At 29.8% G+C, this 16,266-nt stretch carries 17 protein-coding genes; all 17 read right to left on the reverse strand.

The features are described 5' to 3' along the window. Window positions 1-9: 9 nt before the first annotated feature. The 17 genes from neuB to KQI89_RS04980 all read right to left on the reverse strand — a co-directional run bounded on the left by neuB (window position 10) and on the right by KQI89_RS04980 (window position 16,263). Window positions 10-1,044, reverse strand: a complete 1,035-nt coding sequence (gene neuB / locus KQI89_RS04900) for an N-acetylneuraminate synthase (RefSeq protein WP_216456129.1) — start codon at window positions 1,042-1,044, stop codon at window positions 10-12. Continuing rightward, window positions 1,037-1,741: an acylneuraminate cytidylyltransferase family protein gene (locus KQI89_RS04905; RefSeq protein ID WP_216456130.1), complete on the reverse strand. Its 705-nt coding sequence runs from the start codon at window positions 1,739-1,741 to the stop codon at window positions 1,037-1,039. The genes neuB and KQI89_RS04905 overlap by 8 nt, the downstream gene beginning before the upstream one ends. Beyond that, the gene (locus tag KQI89_RS04910) at window positions 1,731-2,813 is read right to left on the reverse strand and encodes a nucleotidyltransferase family protein (protein ID WP_216456131.1); all 1,083 of its coding nucleotides are present in this window, start codon (window positions 2,811-2,813) and stop codon (window positions 1,731-1,733) included. The genes KQI89_RS04905 and KQI89_RS04910 overlap by 11 nt, the downstream gene beginning before the upstream one ends. Before the next feature lie 142 nt (window positions 2,814-2,955). Beyond that, entirely contained in the window at window positions 2,956-4,746 is a 1,791-nt protein-coding gene (locus KQI89_RS04915) for a motility associated factor glycosyltransferase family protein (protein WP_216456132.1), read from the reverse strand. 307 nt (window positions 4,747-5,053) lie between these two features. Further along, window positions 5,054-5,878 (reverse strand): flagellin N-terminal helical domain-containing protein, encoded by an 825-nt coding sequence (locus tag KQI89_RS04920; RefSeq protein WP_216456133.1) that lies wholly within the window; start codon window positions 5,876-5,878, stop codon window positions 5,054-5,056. A 315-nt stretch (window positions 5,879-6,193) separates the two neighbouring features. Further along, entirely contained in the window at window positions 6,194-7,018 is an 825-nt protein-coding gene (locus tag KQI89_RS04925; RefSeq protein ID WP_216456134.1) for a flagellin N-terminal helical domain-containing protein, read from the reverse strand. Window positions 7,019-7,357: 339 nt separating this feature from the next. Beyond that, the gene (locus KQI89_RS04930) at window positions 7,358-8,188 is read right to left on the reverse strand and encodes a flagellin N-terminal helical domain-containing protein (protein ID WP_216456135.1); all 831 of its coding nucleotides are present in this window, start codon (window positions 8,186-8,188) and stop codon (window positions 7,358-7,360) included. Window positions 8,189-8,386: 198 nt separating this feature from the next. Further along, window positions 8,387-8,731 carry a flagellar protein FliT gene (locus tag KQI89_RS04935; protein WP_216456136.1) on the reverse strand — a complete coding sequence of 115 codons (345 nt, stop codon included), beginning with the start codon at window positions 8,729-8,731 and terminating at the stop codon, window positions 8,387-8,389. Between the two features lie 17 nt (window positions 8,732-8,748). Continuing rightward, window positions 8,749-11,250 (reverse strand): flagellar filament capping protein FliD, encoded by a 2,502-nt coding sequence (gene fliD, locus KQI89_RS04940; RefSeq protein WP_216456137.1) that lies wholly within the window; start codon window positions 11,248-11,250, stop codon window positions 8,749-8,751. Between the two features lie 21 nt (window positions 11,251-11,271). Beyond that, window positions 11,272-11,655: a flagellar export chaperone FliS gene (gene fliS, locus KQI89_RS04945; protein ID WP_216456138.1), complete on the reverse strand. Its 384-nt coding sequence runs from the start codon at window positions 11,653-11,655 to the stop codon at window positions 11,272-11,274. Window positions 11,656-11,666: 11 nt separating this feature from the next. After that, the gene (locus KQI89_RS04950) at window positions 11,667-11,984 is read right to left on the reverse strand and encodes a hypothetical protein (RefSeq protein WP_216456139.1); all 318 of its coding nucleotides are present in this window, start codon (window positions 11,982-11,984) and stop codon (window positions 11,667-11,669) included. A gap of 31 nt (window positions 11,985-12,015) precedes the next feature. Continuing rightward, window positions 12,016-12,384 (reverse strand): flagellar protein FlaG, encoded by a 369-nt coding sequence (locus KQI89_RS04955; protein ID WP_216456140.1) that lies wholly within the window; start codon window positions 12,382-12,384, stop codon window positions 12,016-12,018. A gap of 25 nt (window positions 12,385-12,409) precedes the next feature. Continuing rightward, a complete protein-coding gene (gene csrA / locus KQI89_RS04960; RefSeq protein WP_032121996.1) occupies window positions 12,410-12,625 on the reverse strand; it encodes a carbon storage regulator CsrA in 216 nt (71 codons plus the stop codon). A gap of 4 nt (window positions 12,626-12,629) precedes the next feature. Beyond that, window positions 12,630-13,055 carry a flagellar assembly protein FliW gene (gene fliW, locus KQI89_RS04965; RefSeq protein WP_216456141.1) on the reverse strand — a complete coding sequence of 142 codons (426 nt, stop codon included), beginning with the start codon at window positions 13,053-13,055 and terminating at the stop codon, window positions 12,630-12,632. A gap of 17 nt (window positions 13,056-13,072) precedes the next feature. Continuing rightward, complete coding sequence (gene flgL, locus KQI89_RS04970) at window positions 13,073-14,047, reverse strand: flagellar hook-associated protein FlgL (protein WP_216456142.1); 975 nt, start codon at window positions 14,045-14,047, stop codon at window positions 13,073-13,075. A 31-nt stretch (window positions 14,048-14,078) separates the two neighbouring features. Then, a complete protein-coding gene (gene flgK / locus KQI89_RS04975) occupies window positions 14,079-15,839 on the reverse strand; it encodes a flagellar hook-associated protein FlgK (RefSeq protein ID WP_216456143.1) in 1,761 nt (586 codons plus the stop codon). Window positions 15,840-15,852: 13 nt separating this feature from the next. Further along, a complete protein-coding gene (locus KQI89_RS04980; protein WP_216456144.1) occupies window positions 15,853-16,263 on the reverse strand; it encodes a flagellar protein FlgN in 411 nt (136 codons plus the stop codon). Window positions 16,264-16,266 lie beyond the last annotated feature (3 nt).

Consider the following 16,266-nt stretch of genomic DNA (forward strand, 5'->3'; position numbering starts at 1 on the left):
AATTCTCACCTACTTAATATTATTAAAAGTTATAGGATCCTCCATATAAATATCACAAATAGCTTTTTTTCCTATAAGGTCATCAATAAATATAGGACTTATACCATTAGCTGGTCTTTTGAAAGTAATATTTTCATAAGAAATGGTTTGCCCTTTTTCTATATTAACCCTTGCAACTATACTTTTTCTTGCAACTTTTTTAGAACTTTCTTCATTACTGTTACACTTTTTTATTCCATCACCAAAAGCTTCCTCAATATTTCTTATACCTAATAGCATTTTTCTTAATTCTTCTGGATTTAAAGATGCCTTATGATCTGGTCCTTCCATACTTTTATCTAAAGTAAAATGCTTTTCTACAATACACGCTCCCATAGTTACAGCTGCAATAGGGACCTCTATTCCTACCGTATGATCTGAATATCCCACTGGAAGCTTAAAAGCATTTTTTAACGTGTTCATTGCATTTAAATTTACATCTTTATAATTTGTTGGATAATTTGATGTACAATGTAATAAGCTAATTTTATTATTACCTGTTTCATTTATTGCTTCTATAGCAACTTCAACTTCTCCTAAATTAGCCATACCAGTAGACACTATCATAGGTTTATTTAACTTTGCTATATATTTAAGAAGGGGAATATTAGTTAAATCTCCTGAACTTATTTTATATAAAGGAATGTTTAATTTTTCCAACAAATCCACACTTTCAAAATCAAAAGGTGTTGAGATGAATAATATCCCTTTTTCTTCACAATATTTTTTTAAAATAATATGATCTTCATAGGATAACTCGAGTTTTTTAAGCATTTCATATTGATTTCCAGTTCCTGTAGTTTCTTTTTGGTAATCAGCCTTAGGAGCTTTCTTAGTTACTAAATTTTCTACTTTAAAGGTTTGAAACTTTACTGCATCCACACCAGCTTCAACAGCAGCATCTACAAGTTTTTTTGCTATATTTATGTCTCCATTATGATTTACACCAGCTTCCGCTATTATAAAACAAGGCTTTCTATCACGAAATGTTATATCTTCAATCATTGTTATCCTCCCTCATAAGAAACTCTGCAAATTTAAAATCTATTGTATCATCTATATCAATTGATGATTTTTTATCCATAACATATGCTAAAGTATTTTTTGTATACCAATTCTTATTTTTTATTAAAACTTCTGTTTTAGCGATATATATTGCTCCATTTAGTCTGTACATTTCAGGAATATCTTGTCTTCTTGAATAAAAAGGATTACCTTCTGCAAAATCTTTCATTACCCCATTTTCTATCCTTTTCATCCAATAAGGACTTACTTCGCTTTCACATACACTTACAATAGAATCTGCATCTTTGTTTATTAGATTTTCTAAAGCATCATCAATTTGCTCAGCCTTTCTAAACGGTGAAGTGCATTGAAGACAAATTACATATTCAAAATCAGATTTATTTTCATGAAACCATTTCACTGCATGTAGTATTGGATTTATTCCTGGCGTATCATCTTCTGCTAATTCCTTAGGTCGCAAAAAAGGAACTTCTAAATTATATTTTTTGCTTATTCCTGCTATTTCTTCATCTTCCGTTGAAACAATTACTTTATCGATGTATTTGCTTTTTTTAGCTCCTTCTATAGTATATGCAATAAGCGGTTTACCATTTAAATCTTTTATATTTTTTCTTGGTACACCTTTCGAGCCACCTCTAGCTGGTATTATAGCGAGAATATTTTTATTATTTATCATATTTATCACCTGATTTCCCACAAGCTATTAAGTCATACACATCTTCATTTACTTTATAGTAATCTTCTATCCGTCCTATGTCCATCCAATATTCTTTTATCTCATAACTACCTACTTTTTTCCCCTCTTTTATACATCTATTTATCAAATCCGTTATCTCATAGTATTCATCATTAGGTATATAATCGATAATATCCGGATTGATACAGTATATTCCGCCATTTATTAGGTATTCCATTGTAGGTTTTTCTTCTACACTGATAATGCTATTTTCTTCTGAATTTATAACCCCGTAAGGAATTTTAAAGGAATGTCTTCTAACCCCAACTGTTATATCAAACTTATTTTCTATATGAAAATTCATCATATCTTCTACATTAAGGCTAGTGAATATATCTCCATTAGTTACAAAGAAAGGAGCCTTTATATAATCTTTTGTTAATTTTATTCCTCCACCAGTTCCTAACCTCTTTTTTTCTCTTACATAATTAATTTTGACACCATAAGCATAACCATCTTGAAAATAATTTTCTATTATATCAGCTTTATAATTAACAGATAAAACCAATTTATTGTAACCATACTGTTTAAAATTATTTATTATATGTTGAAGTATAGGATCTTTTCCTACCTTTAGCATAGGTTTAGGAATCTCCCTAGTAAGTTCTTTTAGTCTAGTTCCTAATCCACCAGCCATTATAACTACTAAATTTTCTTTACCATCTGGTAGCAAAATATCATTTATCCTTACTAAGTCTATAACCTTATTATCTATATCTACTATTGGAATATGCTTAACTGCTTTTTTAATAAAAATATCTTTTATTTCCTCTTTAGTCATGCTTTGTTTCACACTTATAGGATTATAGTGAGCCACATTTTCTATTGAATCATCTAGTGATGCTCCTCTTAGTATAGCTCTTCTTATATCTCCATCAGTAATGGTTCCTATTAATGTTCCATCTTCATTAACTAATAAGACAATTCCCTTCGCCCCTAGGTCAATTGCTTGAAGTGATTGCCTTATAGTATAGTTTTTATAAACAAACAAATTATTTATATTATTTTTCATCAGCTTCATCATCCTTAAACTTAATGTGTAAATCATAATTAGTAAAAACTTTTTCTAAAATAGCATATTCCTTCAATTATTAATAATACTTTATTTGATAACACATTATCCTTCCTTACATAACAATTGTATATCTTTACTATTATAAGTCTTGTTCAGTTATGCATGCTTCTATTTTAGCTTTTACATCTTCAATACATTTTATAAAATCACCATATAATTTATAGAAACCTTTTAATATATTTTTCGCATTTTCTATTTCTACTTTTGACTCTTCATATCTAAAATATACTGGAGATCTGTTAATAATCTCTAAGGTTAAAAAATTTAAAAACTTCATATAACTATCATTATCTAATTTTTTATTAACATCTGCTATTAATCTTTGGGTTTTCTTAATCTTTTTTGTACTTTTACTATCCAATGAATCCTTAATTGTTTTTCTAAGCTTTTCTAGCGTTTTTCCCATTTCTATAATGGATTCATAATCCCTTATAAGATTCTTCTTTATAATATCTTTGTTTTCATTAACACTATTTTTTAATGACAATACTTCACTTATAGTTTTAGATACTCCAGGTTTTACAGCATATTTATTTATAGCTTCTTCCAAAGTCATCACTTCTGTACCTTCAATATTAGCACCACCTTCTGTGGCGTTAATAAATTTAATTTCTTTTTCTTCTTCTATGTACTCTTCAAAATTTTTTCTAAACCCATCTAAAACTCTAGTGGTATGAACTGTACCCCCATCTATGCTTTTAACTTTAATAAGATCTTGGTTATAATTAAGATTCTTATCTCCACTAGTCTCTGCAATATTAGCATGATGTTTATTCTCAGTATAAGCTAAATCTTGTCCTATAAAAATTATACTAGTACATCCTAAGTATTTTGCAAAATCTATGGAAGAATGGGCAACAGAACCTCCAGAATACAGACTACCTATTGTTTTACCAAAAACATTTTCTATGTTAGTATCTACTACTCCATACTTAAAAAACAACTTTGGACCTTCTTGTGCTTCTACTAGCTTTGGATTTGTTGTTTCTGTAAAAACTAAAGGTACACCTTTATACAAATAATCGCTGGTCATTTCATATAAAAGATCATTACAGTCTACAGCACACATAAAATGTGGAGTTATTCCACTCTCCATTAACGGTTTTAAAGTTCTATTACCACATATAATTATAGCATTATCCTTTAAATTTCTAAGATTATGTATATTTTTTTCTAAAGAGGGTCCTGCTGATACAATTATAGCAGTAAATCCTTTGAATTTATCTTTAACATCATTTATAGTATAACTATCAGAAATATGTTTAATATTATTCAAATATGATTCCATGAAATTTTTCCCAAGAATTGTTTCTGTGACCACATTAGTTTCTATAAATCTTAATGTATCTTTTAAGGTTCTTAAAAAACTAGTGTACTCTGATAAATATAACTTATCATAATTAGCATAAAAACGAACTTTAATATTATTATAATTGCTTTCATGTCCAATAAATCCAGCTATATAATCTTTCAAGTTTTTTTCCTCAAAAGCTATTATACTTATTCGTTCATCTTCCAATATATCTTTTGATTTTTCAAGAGTTAAAAAAGACTTTAATACCCTCTTATCAGGTTCTATCACCAATACTCTATTAAACTTATTAAGTATTTCTTTAATTTTTTTAATATGTTCCCCTGTAGATAAACCAAAAATAATTATAATTGTATCAAGATTAATATCTTTAAAGTCTTCACAAAGATTATCTATATCCTGTTGTACATTATATTTACTTCCGATATACTTAAATTTCTCATTATACTTTACTTTAAAAATATTTTTATTATCTTTACTTTTCTCTAGAATAACTTCATCAGTATTAATATCTTTATCTTCCATAATTTCTTTTAAATATGTTGTTAATACTTCCATTTTGTAATCACCTACAATTTAAATTAGTATATTCTTTTATTATTTATCGACAATAAATTATAAAACTTTAATTAAAAAACTCCATTAGCTAAACTGGTAGAAAAAAAGTCAGAGTTTTCACTCTGACTACTTAATATAATATTAATTTTATATGTCTTTTAATGAAACTCCCTTTCATTGATTAGAGGGAGTAAGCGATTCACTTAATTTTAGTTTTCACTAAAATTAGTTCTCTGCTTAGGAAACTCCTTCTCATTACTTCGAAGGAGTAAGTTCCACTAACTAAATCAAAGATTTAGAGTGTCACTTATCTTAATAATTGAAGAACTCCTTGTGGTTGTTGGTTAGCTTGTGCAAGCATTGCTTGTGCAGCTTGTTGTAAAATGTTGTTCTTTGAGAAGCTCATCATTTCTTTAGCCATATCTACGTCTCTTACTCTTGATTCTGCTGCTTGTAAGTTTTCTGATGCATTATCAAGGTTAGCTATAGTATGTTCTAATCTATTTTGGTATGCTCCTAGTTTTGATCTTTGTGTTGATACTGATTTTATAGCTTCATTTACTGAAGATATAGCTTTTGTAGCTACACCATTGCTAGAAACATCAATTGCATCCACTTTTAATGCAGCCGCGCCCATTGTAGCTATATTTATTTCTAAAGTTAAATCAGCTGAATTATTAGCTCCTATTTGAAGTTTAGCTCCTGTTGCCTTTAAAGATCCTGTTAAAAGATTCTTTTCATTGAACTGAGTTGTCTTAGCTATTCTATCTATTTCCTTGTTTAATGAGTCTATTTCTTCCTTTATAGCATCTCTATCTACTGTAACATTAGTGTCATTAGCAGCTTGTACAGATAATTCTCTCATTCTTTGAAGAATTGAATGAGTTTCATTTAAAGCTCCTTCTGCTGTTTGGATTAAAGAAATACCATCTTGAGCATTTCTTGATGCTTGGTTTAATCCTCTTATTTGAGCTCTCATTTTTTCAGAAATTGAAAGACCAGCTGCATCATCTCCAGCTCTGTTTATTCTTAAACCTGAGCTTAACTTTTCCATTGCCTTTGCTGAGTTTCCAATGTTTATTCCCATATTTCTATGAGCATTCATAGCATTAAGATTGTGATTAATTATCATTTTCTATTCCTCCTTGATTTTTAAAGTGGACTTCCTTTTCCACTGTTTTTTTATTTGTAGTTAAGACTTAACGCCCTACTACCTTTTTAGTTAATGATTAAAAGCTAAAATTCAAGCTATATTTTCCCTTTAATTTTAACTATCATCATATTTTGTTATTCGTATATATTTGAAATTACTTTATAGATTTTAAAAATTTTTATTAAAAAACCCTAAGTAATCTTCAGGTTTTTTCTAATTTAATTAAAGGAAACTCCCTCTCATTGCTTCGAGGGAGTAAGTTCCACTAACTAAATCAAAGATTTAGAGTGTCACTTATCTTAATAATTGAAGAACTCCTTGTGGTTGTTGGTTAGCTTGTGCAAGCATTGCTTGTGCAGCTTGTTGTAGAATATTGTTCTTTGAGAAGCTCATCATTTCTTTTGCCATATCTACGTCTCTTACTCTTGACTCTGCTGCTTGTAAGTTTTCTGATGCATTATCAAGATTAGCTATAGTATGTTCTAATCTATTTTGGTATGCTCCAAGTTTTGATCTTTGTGTAGATACTTTCTTTATAGCTGAATTTACAAGTGATATAGCGCTAGTAGCTTTTGCATTTGATGATACAGCCAATCCAGATACGCCAAGCGCAGACACAGCCATTGAGTCCATCTTTATTTCTAAAGTTAACGCACTTGAACTATTAGCTCCTATTTGAAGTTTTGCTCCTGTTGCTTTTAAACTTCCATTTAAAAGGTTTTTCTCATTAAATTGAGTTGTCTTCGCTATTCTTCCTATTTCAGTATTTAATGAATCGATTTCTTCCTTTATAGCATCTCTGTCTACTGTAACATTAGTATCATTAGCAGCTTGTACAGATAATTCTCTCATTCTTTGAAGAATTGAATGAGTTTCATTTAAAGCTCCTTCTGCTGTTTGGATTAAAGAAATACCATCTTGAGCATTTCTTGATGCTTGGTTTAATCCTCTTATTTGAGCTCTCATTTTTTCTGAAATTGAAAGACCAGCTGCATCATCTCCAGCTCTGTTTATTCTTAAACCTGAGCTTAATTTTTCCATTGATTTTGCTGAGTTTCCAATGTTTATCCCCATATTTCTATGAGCATTCATAGCATTAAGATTGTGATTAATTATCATTTCTTTTTCCTCCTTGATTTTTAAAGTGGACTTCCTTTTCCACTATTTTTTATTTATAGTTAAGACTTAATGTCCTACTACCTTCTTTTAGTTAATGATTAAAAGCTAAAATTAAATGATATTTTCCCCTTTACTTTTAACTGTTATCATCATATTTTATTTTTCGTATATATTTAAGATTACTTTATAGACTTTTTAAAAAAAATTTTATATTTTCACTAAAAAACCTGGAGTACCCTCCAGGTCTTTTCTGATTTAATTATATGAAACTCCACCTCCTTACATAGGTGGAGTAAGCGATTCACTTAATTTTAGTTATCACTAAAATTAGTTCTCTGCTTATCTTAATAATTGAAGAACTCCTTGTGGTTGTTGGTTAGCTTGTGCAAGCATTGCTTGTGCAGCTTGTTGTAGTATGTTGTTCTTTGAGAAGCTCATCATTTCTTTTGCCATATCTACGTCTCTTACTCTTGATTCTGCTGCTTGTAAGTTTTCTGATGCATTATCAAGGTTTGCTATAGTATGTTCTAATCTATTTTGGTATGCTCCAAGTTTTGATCTTTGTGTAGATACTGATTTTATAGCTTCGTTTACTGAAGATATAGCTTTTGTAGCTGAACCATTGCTACCAACTGAAACAGCATTAACTTTTAAAGCTGACGCTCCCATTGTAGCTATATTTATTTCTAAAGTTAAATCAGTTGAATTATTAGCTCCTATTTGAAGCTTAGCTCCACTACCTGCTGCGTTTAAAGATCCTGTTAAAAGATTCTTTTCATTGAACTGAGTTGTCTTTGCTATTCTATCTATTTCTTTGTTTAATGAATCGATTTCTTCCTTTATAGCATCTCTATCTACTTTAACATTAGTATCATTAGCAGCTTGTACAGATAATTCCCTCATTCTTTGAAGGATTGAGTGAGTTTCATTTAAAGCACCTTCTGCTGTTTGAATTAACGAAATACCATCTTGAGCATTTCTTGATGCTTGGTTTAATCCTCTTATTTGAGCTCTCATTTTTTCAGAAATTGAAAGACCAGCTGCATCATCTCCAGCTCTGTTTATTCTTAAACCTGAGCTTAACTTTTCCATTGCCTTTGCTGAGTTTCCAATGTTTATTCCCATATTTCTATGAGCATTCATTGCATTAAGATTGTGATTAATTATCATTTCCTATTCCTCCTTGATTTTTAAAGTGGACTTCCTTTTCCACTGTTTTTATTTATAGTTAAGACTTTATGCCCTACTATCTTTTTAGTTAATGCTTAAAAGTTAAAATTCAAGTTATATTTTCCCTTTAATTTTAACTATCATCATATTTTGTTATTCGTATATATTTGAAATTACTTTATAGCTTTTTTAATTTTTTTATATTTTTTTATTAAAATATATGGAGTCTACGGAAAACTGCTTATTATAGCTCTTATTTGCAGTTTTTGATTCTTTGATTTTATCTATTTCTACTCTATATTGCATTTTCTTTTCATTCATAACTTCTGTTAATCTTTTCTGAAGTTGCATTATTTTAAATTCTTCACATAAATTTATAAAGTCTTCTTTTTTATACTGTAAATTTTCAATAGAGTCTATAATATCTTGTCTACTATTTAGTATATCGTCTAAAGGCTCTAAATCTTCTTTTTCTACTAACTCTATAGATTTTAAAGTCTTTTCTCTATAATCCTCCATATACCTTCTTAGTTCTTCATTCATAATTATACCTCTATCTTTTATTTAGCTCCTCCAAATTGCTGAGCAAACCACGCAGACTGAGAGTTTGCCTTTTGCATTGCCTTTTCAAGCATAGCAAATTGCATATAATATCTATTTTCCCTCTCAATTAATTTTCTTTCCATTTCATATATTTTATCATCTTTTTCTTTTATTTCATCACTAAGTAAATTAGTTCTTTCAGAAAAATCCCCTTTTATTCCTGCTTTTTCAATTAAAATTCCTTTTTTACCTTTTATATCTCTTGTAGTTCTTGTATAATCCATAAATATATCATTAATTCTTTGGAATATTCCTTCTTCCCTAAATCTTGTATTCCTTTCTGTAGAGGATGCACTAGCATTATAAGTTTTATAAGTATCAGATTTTTTTGTAAATAAGTCAGCAACCTCATCAGATTTATTTTTTAAAGCTTCCTTTAACTTTTCTTCATTTATTATAAGCTTACCTCTTTGAGCTGTATCAGAAGAAGTTGTTATACCAATATCTGAAAGATTTAAGTCAACTCCATCTACTGCACCCTTCATATCTTTATCATAATAGAAAAAGGCACCTCTTAGCTCGTTTAGCATATCTCTTAGATTTTGATCACCCTTCAATATACCTTCTTTAGCTCTATCTTCCCATAACTTTATTTCGTTTTCTTTCATATCTTTTCTTTGTTCACTTGTAAGAGGTTTGTATTTATATTGTCTTTTTTCTTCTACCTTATTAGAAACTTTCTCTATAAGTTCATTATATTTTTCTACAAAATCTTTTATTTTATTAAAAGTCTTATCTGTGTTTCCTGAAAGAGTAAAATTCACACTACCTTCTGTTTTACTATTTAATGTATAGTTAACTCCATCAATTGTAAAATTATTCATTGCCTTGGCATACTCTGAACTCTGTCCTGTGGCATCGGTTAATGTAAATATAGCATCTTTACCTGCAAAGGTCTTACCCCCACTAAAAGCATCTGTTCCATCTCCTAATATAGTGTCAAAGAACTTTCCTTTAGTATCTTGTACATATATACTTGAACTAGCACCTGTTTCATTAGAAGAAAGAGTGAACTTTTTGCTACTTTCGCTGTAAGTCATATCTAGTCCTGTTTTATCTTTAATATCCTTTAATATATTACTTATAGTTTTATCTTTATCAGCACCAGAAAAGTCATAGCTAAATTTAACATCATTTATTCTAAATTCCACTTCACCAGTTAGTATATTTGACATCTTATTATTAGAGTCCATACTTATATTGAAATTATCACTAGTTCCAAAAACTTTAGATGCATTACCATAAATACTAATTTGCTTTCCGGATTTAGATGTAAAATTAACTTTACCTTCTTTCATTTCCACCTTTAAGTCATCTTCTGTTATTCCCGCTAATAAAAGTGCATCATTGAAATTTTTCTCAATAGCTGCATCATCTGAAAACACACCTGCTGTTAATTTCACAGTCTTAATTTCAGTTCCTATTCTTACGTTTAAGGTATCATTGAAACCTTCTATAATTTTATTTTCGAAAGCTATTGTATTACTGGAATATAATTTTATAGCTGTATTATCTGTATTAACTTGGCCATCTACATTTAATGATGGGGTTTTTATATCTAGTTTTTCACCTTTATTAAATATATCTATGCCTACCTTATTTCCTAAATCATCTTTAATACTAAACTTTGCAGAATCACTTTCTATATCTACAACTATAGAGGTATTCTTTGGGAATTCGCCTCCATTAGATCCTTTTACGCTCTTTACTTTTGAATTTATCTGTGCTAGTAATTCCTCTGCTGTATAATTTCCAGCTGAAATACTAAATTCGAAATCTTCACCATTATGATTAAACTTAATCTTATTATCTGCTTCCACCTTAGTTAAAGTCATAAATTCAATATTTCCATCTTTAACTACAGCCTTTACTTTATCTGATACATTTCCATCTCCTAATGGCATTTTTGCAGTAAGTTTATTTATTTCGCTTGCTAGTTCTGATGCACTATTATATCTATTAAAGCCTGTAACTTCATTTACAGGTATTTTAAAGTCAATTAAAGTACCATCTGCAAGTTTTACTTTAAACTCATTATTATTTTCATCAATTTTTATACCGAAGCTAGGTTTTCCTACTGTTACATTGTTTATAACCCCAGCACCTTCAACCTTAGCTCCTTCTGCTATTTGAGTTACATCAAGCTTGTAGTTTCCAGCTTTAGCTCCTGAGTTACCTACTACTTTAACACTGTTACCAGTTAATCCTTCTACATTATAAGTAGAAAAATCCTCTTTGGACAACATATATGATTCGCCATTTAATACGTCGAAATAGCTCCTTTTAAATTTATTCATATCCGTTAGCATATCTCTATATAATTCTTGTCTCCATTGGATTAATTCCCTATCTTGTTTAACTTTATCTACTCTCATTTGATAAGGTCTCATCATCTGCTTTATCATATTTTCTGTATCCATTCCAGTTGCTAATCCACCCATTCTCATTGGTTGAAACATCTTTATTCCTCCTTTAAAATCTTATTCTACCTTAGATAGCTTGTAAGCTTCATTCCATGTATCTCTTACCTCTTCTATTAAAGGTATAACTTCGTCTAATATAGCACTATCTTTTTTTAAGTTAGCTTGTATTAATTTATGATTTATAAATTCGTAAACAGACATTAAGTTTTTTGCCCAGACACCACCTTTTTCCACATCAAGAGTTGCCATTAACTCTATAAATATATCCTCAGTTTTTATAATGTTTTCATGAGCTTTCATAACATTCTTTTCTTCAATAGCTTGTCTACCAGTTTTAGCAAACCTAACGGCTCCATCTAAAAGCATAAGCAAGAGTTGCTCTTTGGAAGCAAAGTTTACACTATTATTTTTATATGCGTTGTAAGCATTATTGCCGTACATTTATATTCCTCCTATTTTCTTATATCCAAAAATCTTCCTTTGTATATTTCTTTTGTTGTATCCTTATCATCTATGGTAGCATCTACTTTTATATCTTCCACTTTTACTGCATTTACAGATATCTTCTTATTAGTATCTACATATTTAGATAAACTAAACTTCTCTTTAGAGCTTTTTTCTCTCTGCCACTGCTGCCTTCCACGTCTTCCTTCTTCATTTGTTTCCTTACTTATAGCAATATCTTTTTTGGAATGTACCTTACCTTCTCTAGTTTGTTCATTAATTTTATCTCTAAGGTCATTATCAATCTTATTTAATCTAAATTCCATGATATCACCTCATTATAAATAAGCTCTTTATTTATACTTTTTTATCTATTATAATACCTACCATTTCACACATTTTTGCTACCATATCTAATATCTTTTTAGGTGGTATCTCCATTACTATTTCTTTTGTATCAGTATTTACTATTTTTATCATGGTCACATGCTTTAGCTTTTCATGCACTTCATATTCTGCATGAACATTTTCATCTTGTAAAAACTTATTTAATTTTTCCACTGATCTTTTAATATCTTCTTCTGAAAACTCTTTATCCACTGTATTTACAGCTTCTATTGGAGTAATCATAGCAGTATCCATATTTTCTATGTTCTCTTTTTGAACTTGATTTAAGCCATAATCCGTAGAACTTTGTCTTCCTTGACTTATTCTTGTAACTTCCATATCAATACCCCTCTATCTACTTAGATTATTTATTTAATTTTTTTAGTATATCCATGTCAAACTCTATAGCCTTTTTATTTTCTTCCATTACCTCATTATAAAGCTCCTTACGTAGTATTTTAACATTTTTTGGAGCTGAAATCGCAAGCTTTACACTACCGTCATCTATTTTAACCACCGTAATTTCAATGTCTTCTCCTATAAGTATAGAATCATTTTTCTTTCTAGTTATAACTAGCATTTTATCACTCCTTAATCAGAGGATATTTTATAGGGTATTTTTCATCCTGTATTATTATTTGTTCCCCTAAAGCCTTTTTTATATTTATAATTATAGGAGCTCTAAGGTTGGTAGTTATTTTATTTATTTCAGAACTTAAAGTAACTGTATTAAGTACTACTACATCCTTTTCTTCATCTATAGAAAGGTTCTCTAAAACCTCCTCTTCTATTGAAACCTCATAATCTTTTAAAAAATCAAAGGGAGATACAACCATAAGGCCAATATCCTTATCTTCAATAGAATGTAAAACTTTCAAAAATGTATTATTTTCTAAGGAAATTAATATGAATTTTTTTAAAGATTCAAATCCTGGTAGTCCCTTTTTAAATTCAATAACATCCTTTTCTTCAAATTCTATAGTTCCATGATGTTTAGTTTCAAAATTCATTTTTAATCATCCCTTTTTTACCTTATATAATCCATTAAGGTTGGTTGTATTACCCTTGCACTTACTTGCAATGATGCCATGTATACTGTCTGCATTGTAGCAGCTTCCATCATCTTTTCTGTAAAGTCTATATCTTCTGTTTCTGATAATATCTCTGTCATATTAAAGTTTTCTTCAATATTTCTATCCTTTGCTGAGTCCATCCTATTTTGCTTAGCTCCAACCTGTGATCTTAATTTTAGTAGGTTATCCATAGCATCACTTATACCTTGAAGATCTTCTCCAGTTAAAGCATTTCTGTCTGCTTCAGTAGTCCCGTCTAGATGATCAGTTATATTCTTAAAAAGCTCTCTTACATCTACCGCATCGCCTTTAGAGCTTTTAAATTCAATTATCTCGCTAGCTGTTACATTGTATTCCATGTAAACACCCTGGGATACTTCTACTTGAATCTTAGACTCTATCATCTTGTATTCATCACTTGTTTTATCAGTTAATTCATTACCATCTCTATCTCTATAGGTTAATTTATTATTTTCTCCATCCGCTGCTACATCCGTAGGTTTTGATGTACCTCTTGTTCCTCCAAAGATATATTTCCCATCAAAGTTAGTATTTAAAATTTGAGAGAACTCTCCTATTTTTTCATTTATTTCGTCTTTAATAGCCTTTCTTTCTGAAGAACCATAACCAGCATCTCCTGCTGATATGAGAAGTTCTCTAATTCTATGAAGAACTTGTCCTCCTTGACCTAGAGCTGTATCTGTAGCATCTAAGTAATTTATGGTATCTTTTATATTATTATTATATTGTTTATTTGAAGATATATCTGTATGAAGTTGCATAGCTCTCGAAACCCTAAAAGGGTCATCAGAAGGTCTTCTAATTTGTTTACCTGAAGTTAGCTGTCCTTGTAATGTTTTCATATTACTAAGATTAGTTCCCATATCTCTTAAAAAATTATGAGATAACATTTTGTTTGTAACTCTCATATCTTCACCACCAATTTCTATTTATTAAGTATTATCTTTTAAGACCATTAATTACAACATCTAACAGTTCATCTACTGTTGATATTATTTTGGCATTAGCTTGATAAGCATGTTGGAATTGTATAAGATTTGCCATTTCTTCATCTAAGGATACTCCAGATACACTTAATCTTGACTCTTCGAAGCTGGCTAGAAGTTTCTTTTGATTGCCTACCGCTCTACCGGCTTCTTGACATTTAGTTCCTAGAGTATTTACCATATCTTTAAAGTAAGAATCCATTCTTATACCTTTAATGTTGCTTTTAATAAAGAATCCTTTTGATGACACTTCCCATCCAGCGGAATTAATAAGATCCTGCTTACTATTTATGGTTTCTCCAATTTCTTGTATCATAAGCATTGTATCTTTTAAAGCCGCCATAGCTAGAGCTCTAACATTGTCAGATTCTCCTGACTTTTCATCTTGACCTACAAGTATCTTCATAACATCTTTCATTATTACTTCATTTACCGCTATATTACCTGCAGTAATTTCAGCCTCTGTGCCACCATCTTTGTTAACAAAGAAATCTAAAGCATTTGCAGCATCTACATCTTTAGTATGTATAGCATTTACAGACCAAGCTAAAGCTTTAGCTAGCTTATTTAATTCATCCTCATATCTCTCAACATCTCTATCTATAGACATAAGTCCTTTTAATTCACCTTTTAAAGGTTCAAATAAAGCATCAGCAAAAGACTTACCAGCGTCTAAAGTAAAGTTTCCTGAATTGTCTATAGTACCTAAGGAACTTCCATCTGCCTTATTTACAGGTAATCCTTTAGTGTCTGTCCAAATAACTTTAGATTGCTCTAACCCCCTAGCAGTGCTTTCAACATCAGCCTTATCAACATTTAAACTAACTGTGACCTTATTTTCAGCACTAAGCTTGTTTCCAAATTTATAATAAACTATTTTAATTTCACCAGTATAGGCTCCTGAGGCATCTTTTACTTTTTCTACCCCATCTACATAAGATAATCTATAAACATCTTCTTCATTGTTTACAGCTCTAATCATATTTAAATCTGAACCTTCTGGACTTAAATTTATGCCTTCATAATTACTTTTATCTATATTTATATTGAACTTTTTACTTAATCCATCTATCAATAGATCCCTTTGGTCCATAAGATCATTTGGCATTTTTCCTGATACTTTTACTGCCATTATCTCTTGATTTAATCTATCTATCTGATCTAGAACTGCATTTATCTCACCTACTGCATCTTTTGTAAGTTCCTTAGAGTTTTCCTTTAGCTTTTGAAGCTGATTGTAAGTATGATTTAAAGTTGTAGCTAAGGCTGCTGATTTTTCTGCTGCCACAGTTCTTGCATTTGAACTTTCAGGATGCTTAGAAAGTTCTTGCCAAGATTTAAAGAATTCCCCCATTAAAGTAGATATTCCTGTATCTGTAGGTTCGTTTAATATACTTTCTAATTCTGATAAAAATTTATATCTTGATTCATATTGTCCCAAAGTACTAGTTTCTGACCTAACTTGAAAGTCTAAGAAAGAATCTCTAATTCTTTCTATAGCTGCAATTTGTGATCCTGTACCAAGCTGACCTGGTTCAGCTACGTTGTGAATACTTGGTTTAGCAAAAGGTCTTGTAGTTTCTATTTTAGCCCTTTGTCTTGAGTAGCCATCTGTATTGGCATTTGCTATATTATGAGAGGTAACATCTAGTGCTTTTTGTTGAGTAAACATACCTCTCTTTGCTATATTAAAAGTTCCAAATAATCCTGACATTTCTCCACCCCTATTATCTTTCTATTTTACCTATAGAATTATATGTTGTACTTCCTCTATTAGGATTTATTATATTAAGTATTTTTCCACTAAATGATAACCCCTGTTTTAATAAAAGTTCATTAGTATCTTTCTGAAGATTTAACTCATGAAGAAGCTTTTGAATATCTCTATAAATCGTTTCTACCTCTTCATCATTTAATTGTTTTACTATATCACTCATTGTATTGCCCTTTGTAATAGATCTTCTTTTAACTTCAGATTCTGCAATGGATTTATTACAGACTTTAATATCTTCTATTATTGCTTCTAGAGGAAATATTTCATTTTTAAGAATATATTCATGCTGCTTATCTAAAAGATTCAATAAATCCTTTAAATATTTACTTTCTTCCTTCATTACAGCTTTTAATTCTTCTTTCATCGA

The sequence above is a fragment of the Clostridium simiarum genome (assembly GCF_018919175.1).
Taxonomy (GTDB): domain Bacteria; phylum Bacillota; class Clostridia; order Clostridiales; family Clostridiaceae; genus Clostridium_L; species Clostridium_L simiarum.

Bases quoted from the DNA above. Each gene is read 5' to 3' on its own strand.
- KQI89_RS04930 (WP_216456135.1), bottom strand. From the start codon at position 8,188: ATGATAATTAATCACAATCTTAATGCAATGAATGCTCATAGAAATATG.
- flgK (WP_216456143.1), bottom strand. From the start codon at position 15,839: ATGTCAGGATTATTTGGAACTTTTAATATAGCAAAGAGAGGTATGTTT.
- KQI89_RS04980 (WP_216456144.1), bottom strand. From the start codon at position 16,263: ATGAAAGAAGAATTAAAAGCTGTAATGAAGGAAGAAAGTAAATATTTA.
- KQI89_RS04950 (WP_216456139.1), bottom strand. From the start codon at position 11,984: ATGGAATTTAGATTAAATAAGATTGATAATGACCTTAGAGATAAAATT.
- KQI89_RS04935 (WP_216456136.1), bottom strand. From the start codon at position 8,731: ATGAATGAAGAACTAAGAAGGTATATGGAGGATTATAGAGAAAAGACT.
- fliS (WP_216456138.1), bottom strand. From the start codon at position 11,655: ATGTACGGCAATAATGCTTACAACGCATATAAAAATAATAGTGTAAAC.
- KQI89_RS04910 (WP_216456131.1), bottom strand. From the start codon at position 2,813: ATGAAAAATAATATAAATAATTTGTTTGTTTATAAAAACTATACTATA.
- KQI89_RS04915 (WP_216456132.1), bottom strand. From the start codon at position 4,746: ATGGAAGTATTAACAACATATTTAAAAGAAATTATGGAAGATAAAGAT.
- csrA (WP_032121996.1), bottom strand. From the start codon at position 12,625: ATGCTAGTTATAACTAGAAAGAAAAATGATTCTATACTTATAGGAGAA.
- flgL (WP_216456142.1), bottom strand. From the start codon at position 14,047: ATGAGAGTTACAAACAAAATGTTATCTCATAATTTTTTAAGAGATATG.
- KQI89_RS04955 (WP_216456140.1), bottom strand. From the start codon at position 12,384: ATGGAAGTTACAAGAATAAGTCAAGGAAGACAAAGTTCTACGGATTAT.
- neuB (WP_216456129.1), bottom strand. From the start codon at position 1,044: ATGATTGAAGATATAACATTTCGTGATAGAAAGCCTTGTTTTATAATA.
- KQI89_RS04905 (WP_216456130.1), bottom strand. From the start codon at position 1,741: ATGATAAATAATAAAAATATTCTCGCTATAATACCAGCTAGAGGTGGC.
- fliD (WP_216456137.1), bottom strand. From the start codon at position 11,250: ATGTTTCAACCAATGAGAATGGGTGGATTAGCAACTGGAATGGATACA.
- KQI89_RS04920 (WP_216456133.1), bottom strand. From the start codon at position 5,878: ATGATAATTAATCACAATCTTAATGCTATGAATGCTCATAGAAATATG.
- KQI89_RS04925 (WP_216456134.1), bottom strand. From the start codon at position 7,018: ATGATAATTAATCACAATCTTAATGCTATGAATGCTCATAGAAATATG.
- fliW (WP_216456141.1), bottom strand. From the start codon at position 13,055: ATGAATTTTGAAACTAAACATCATGGAACTATAGAATTTGAAGAAAAG.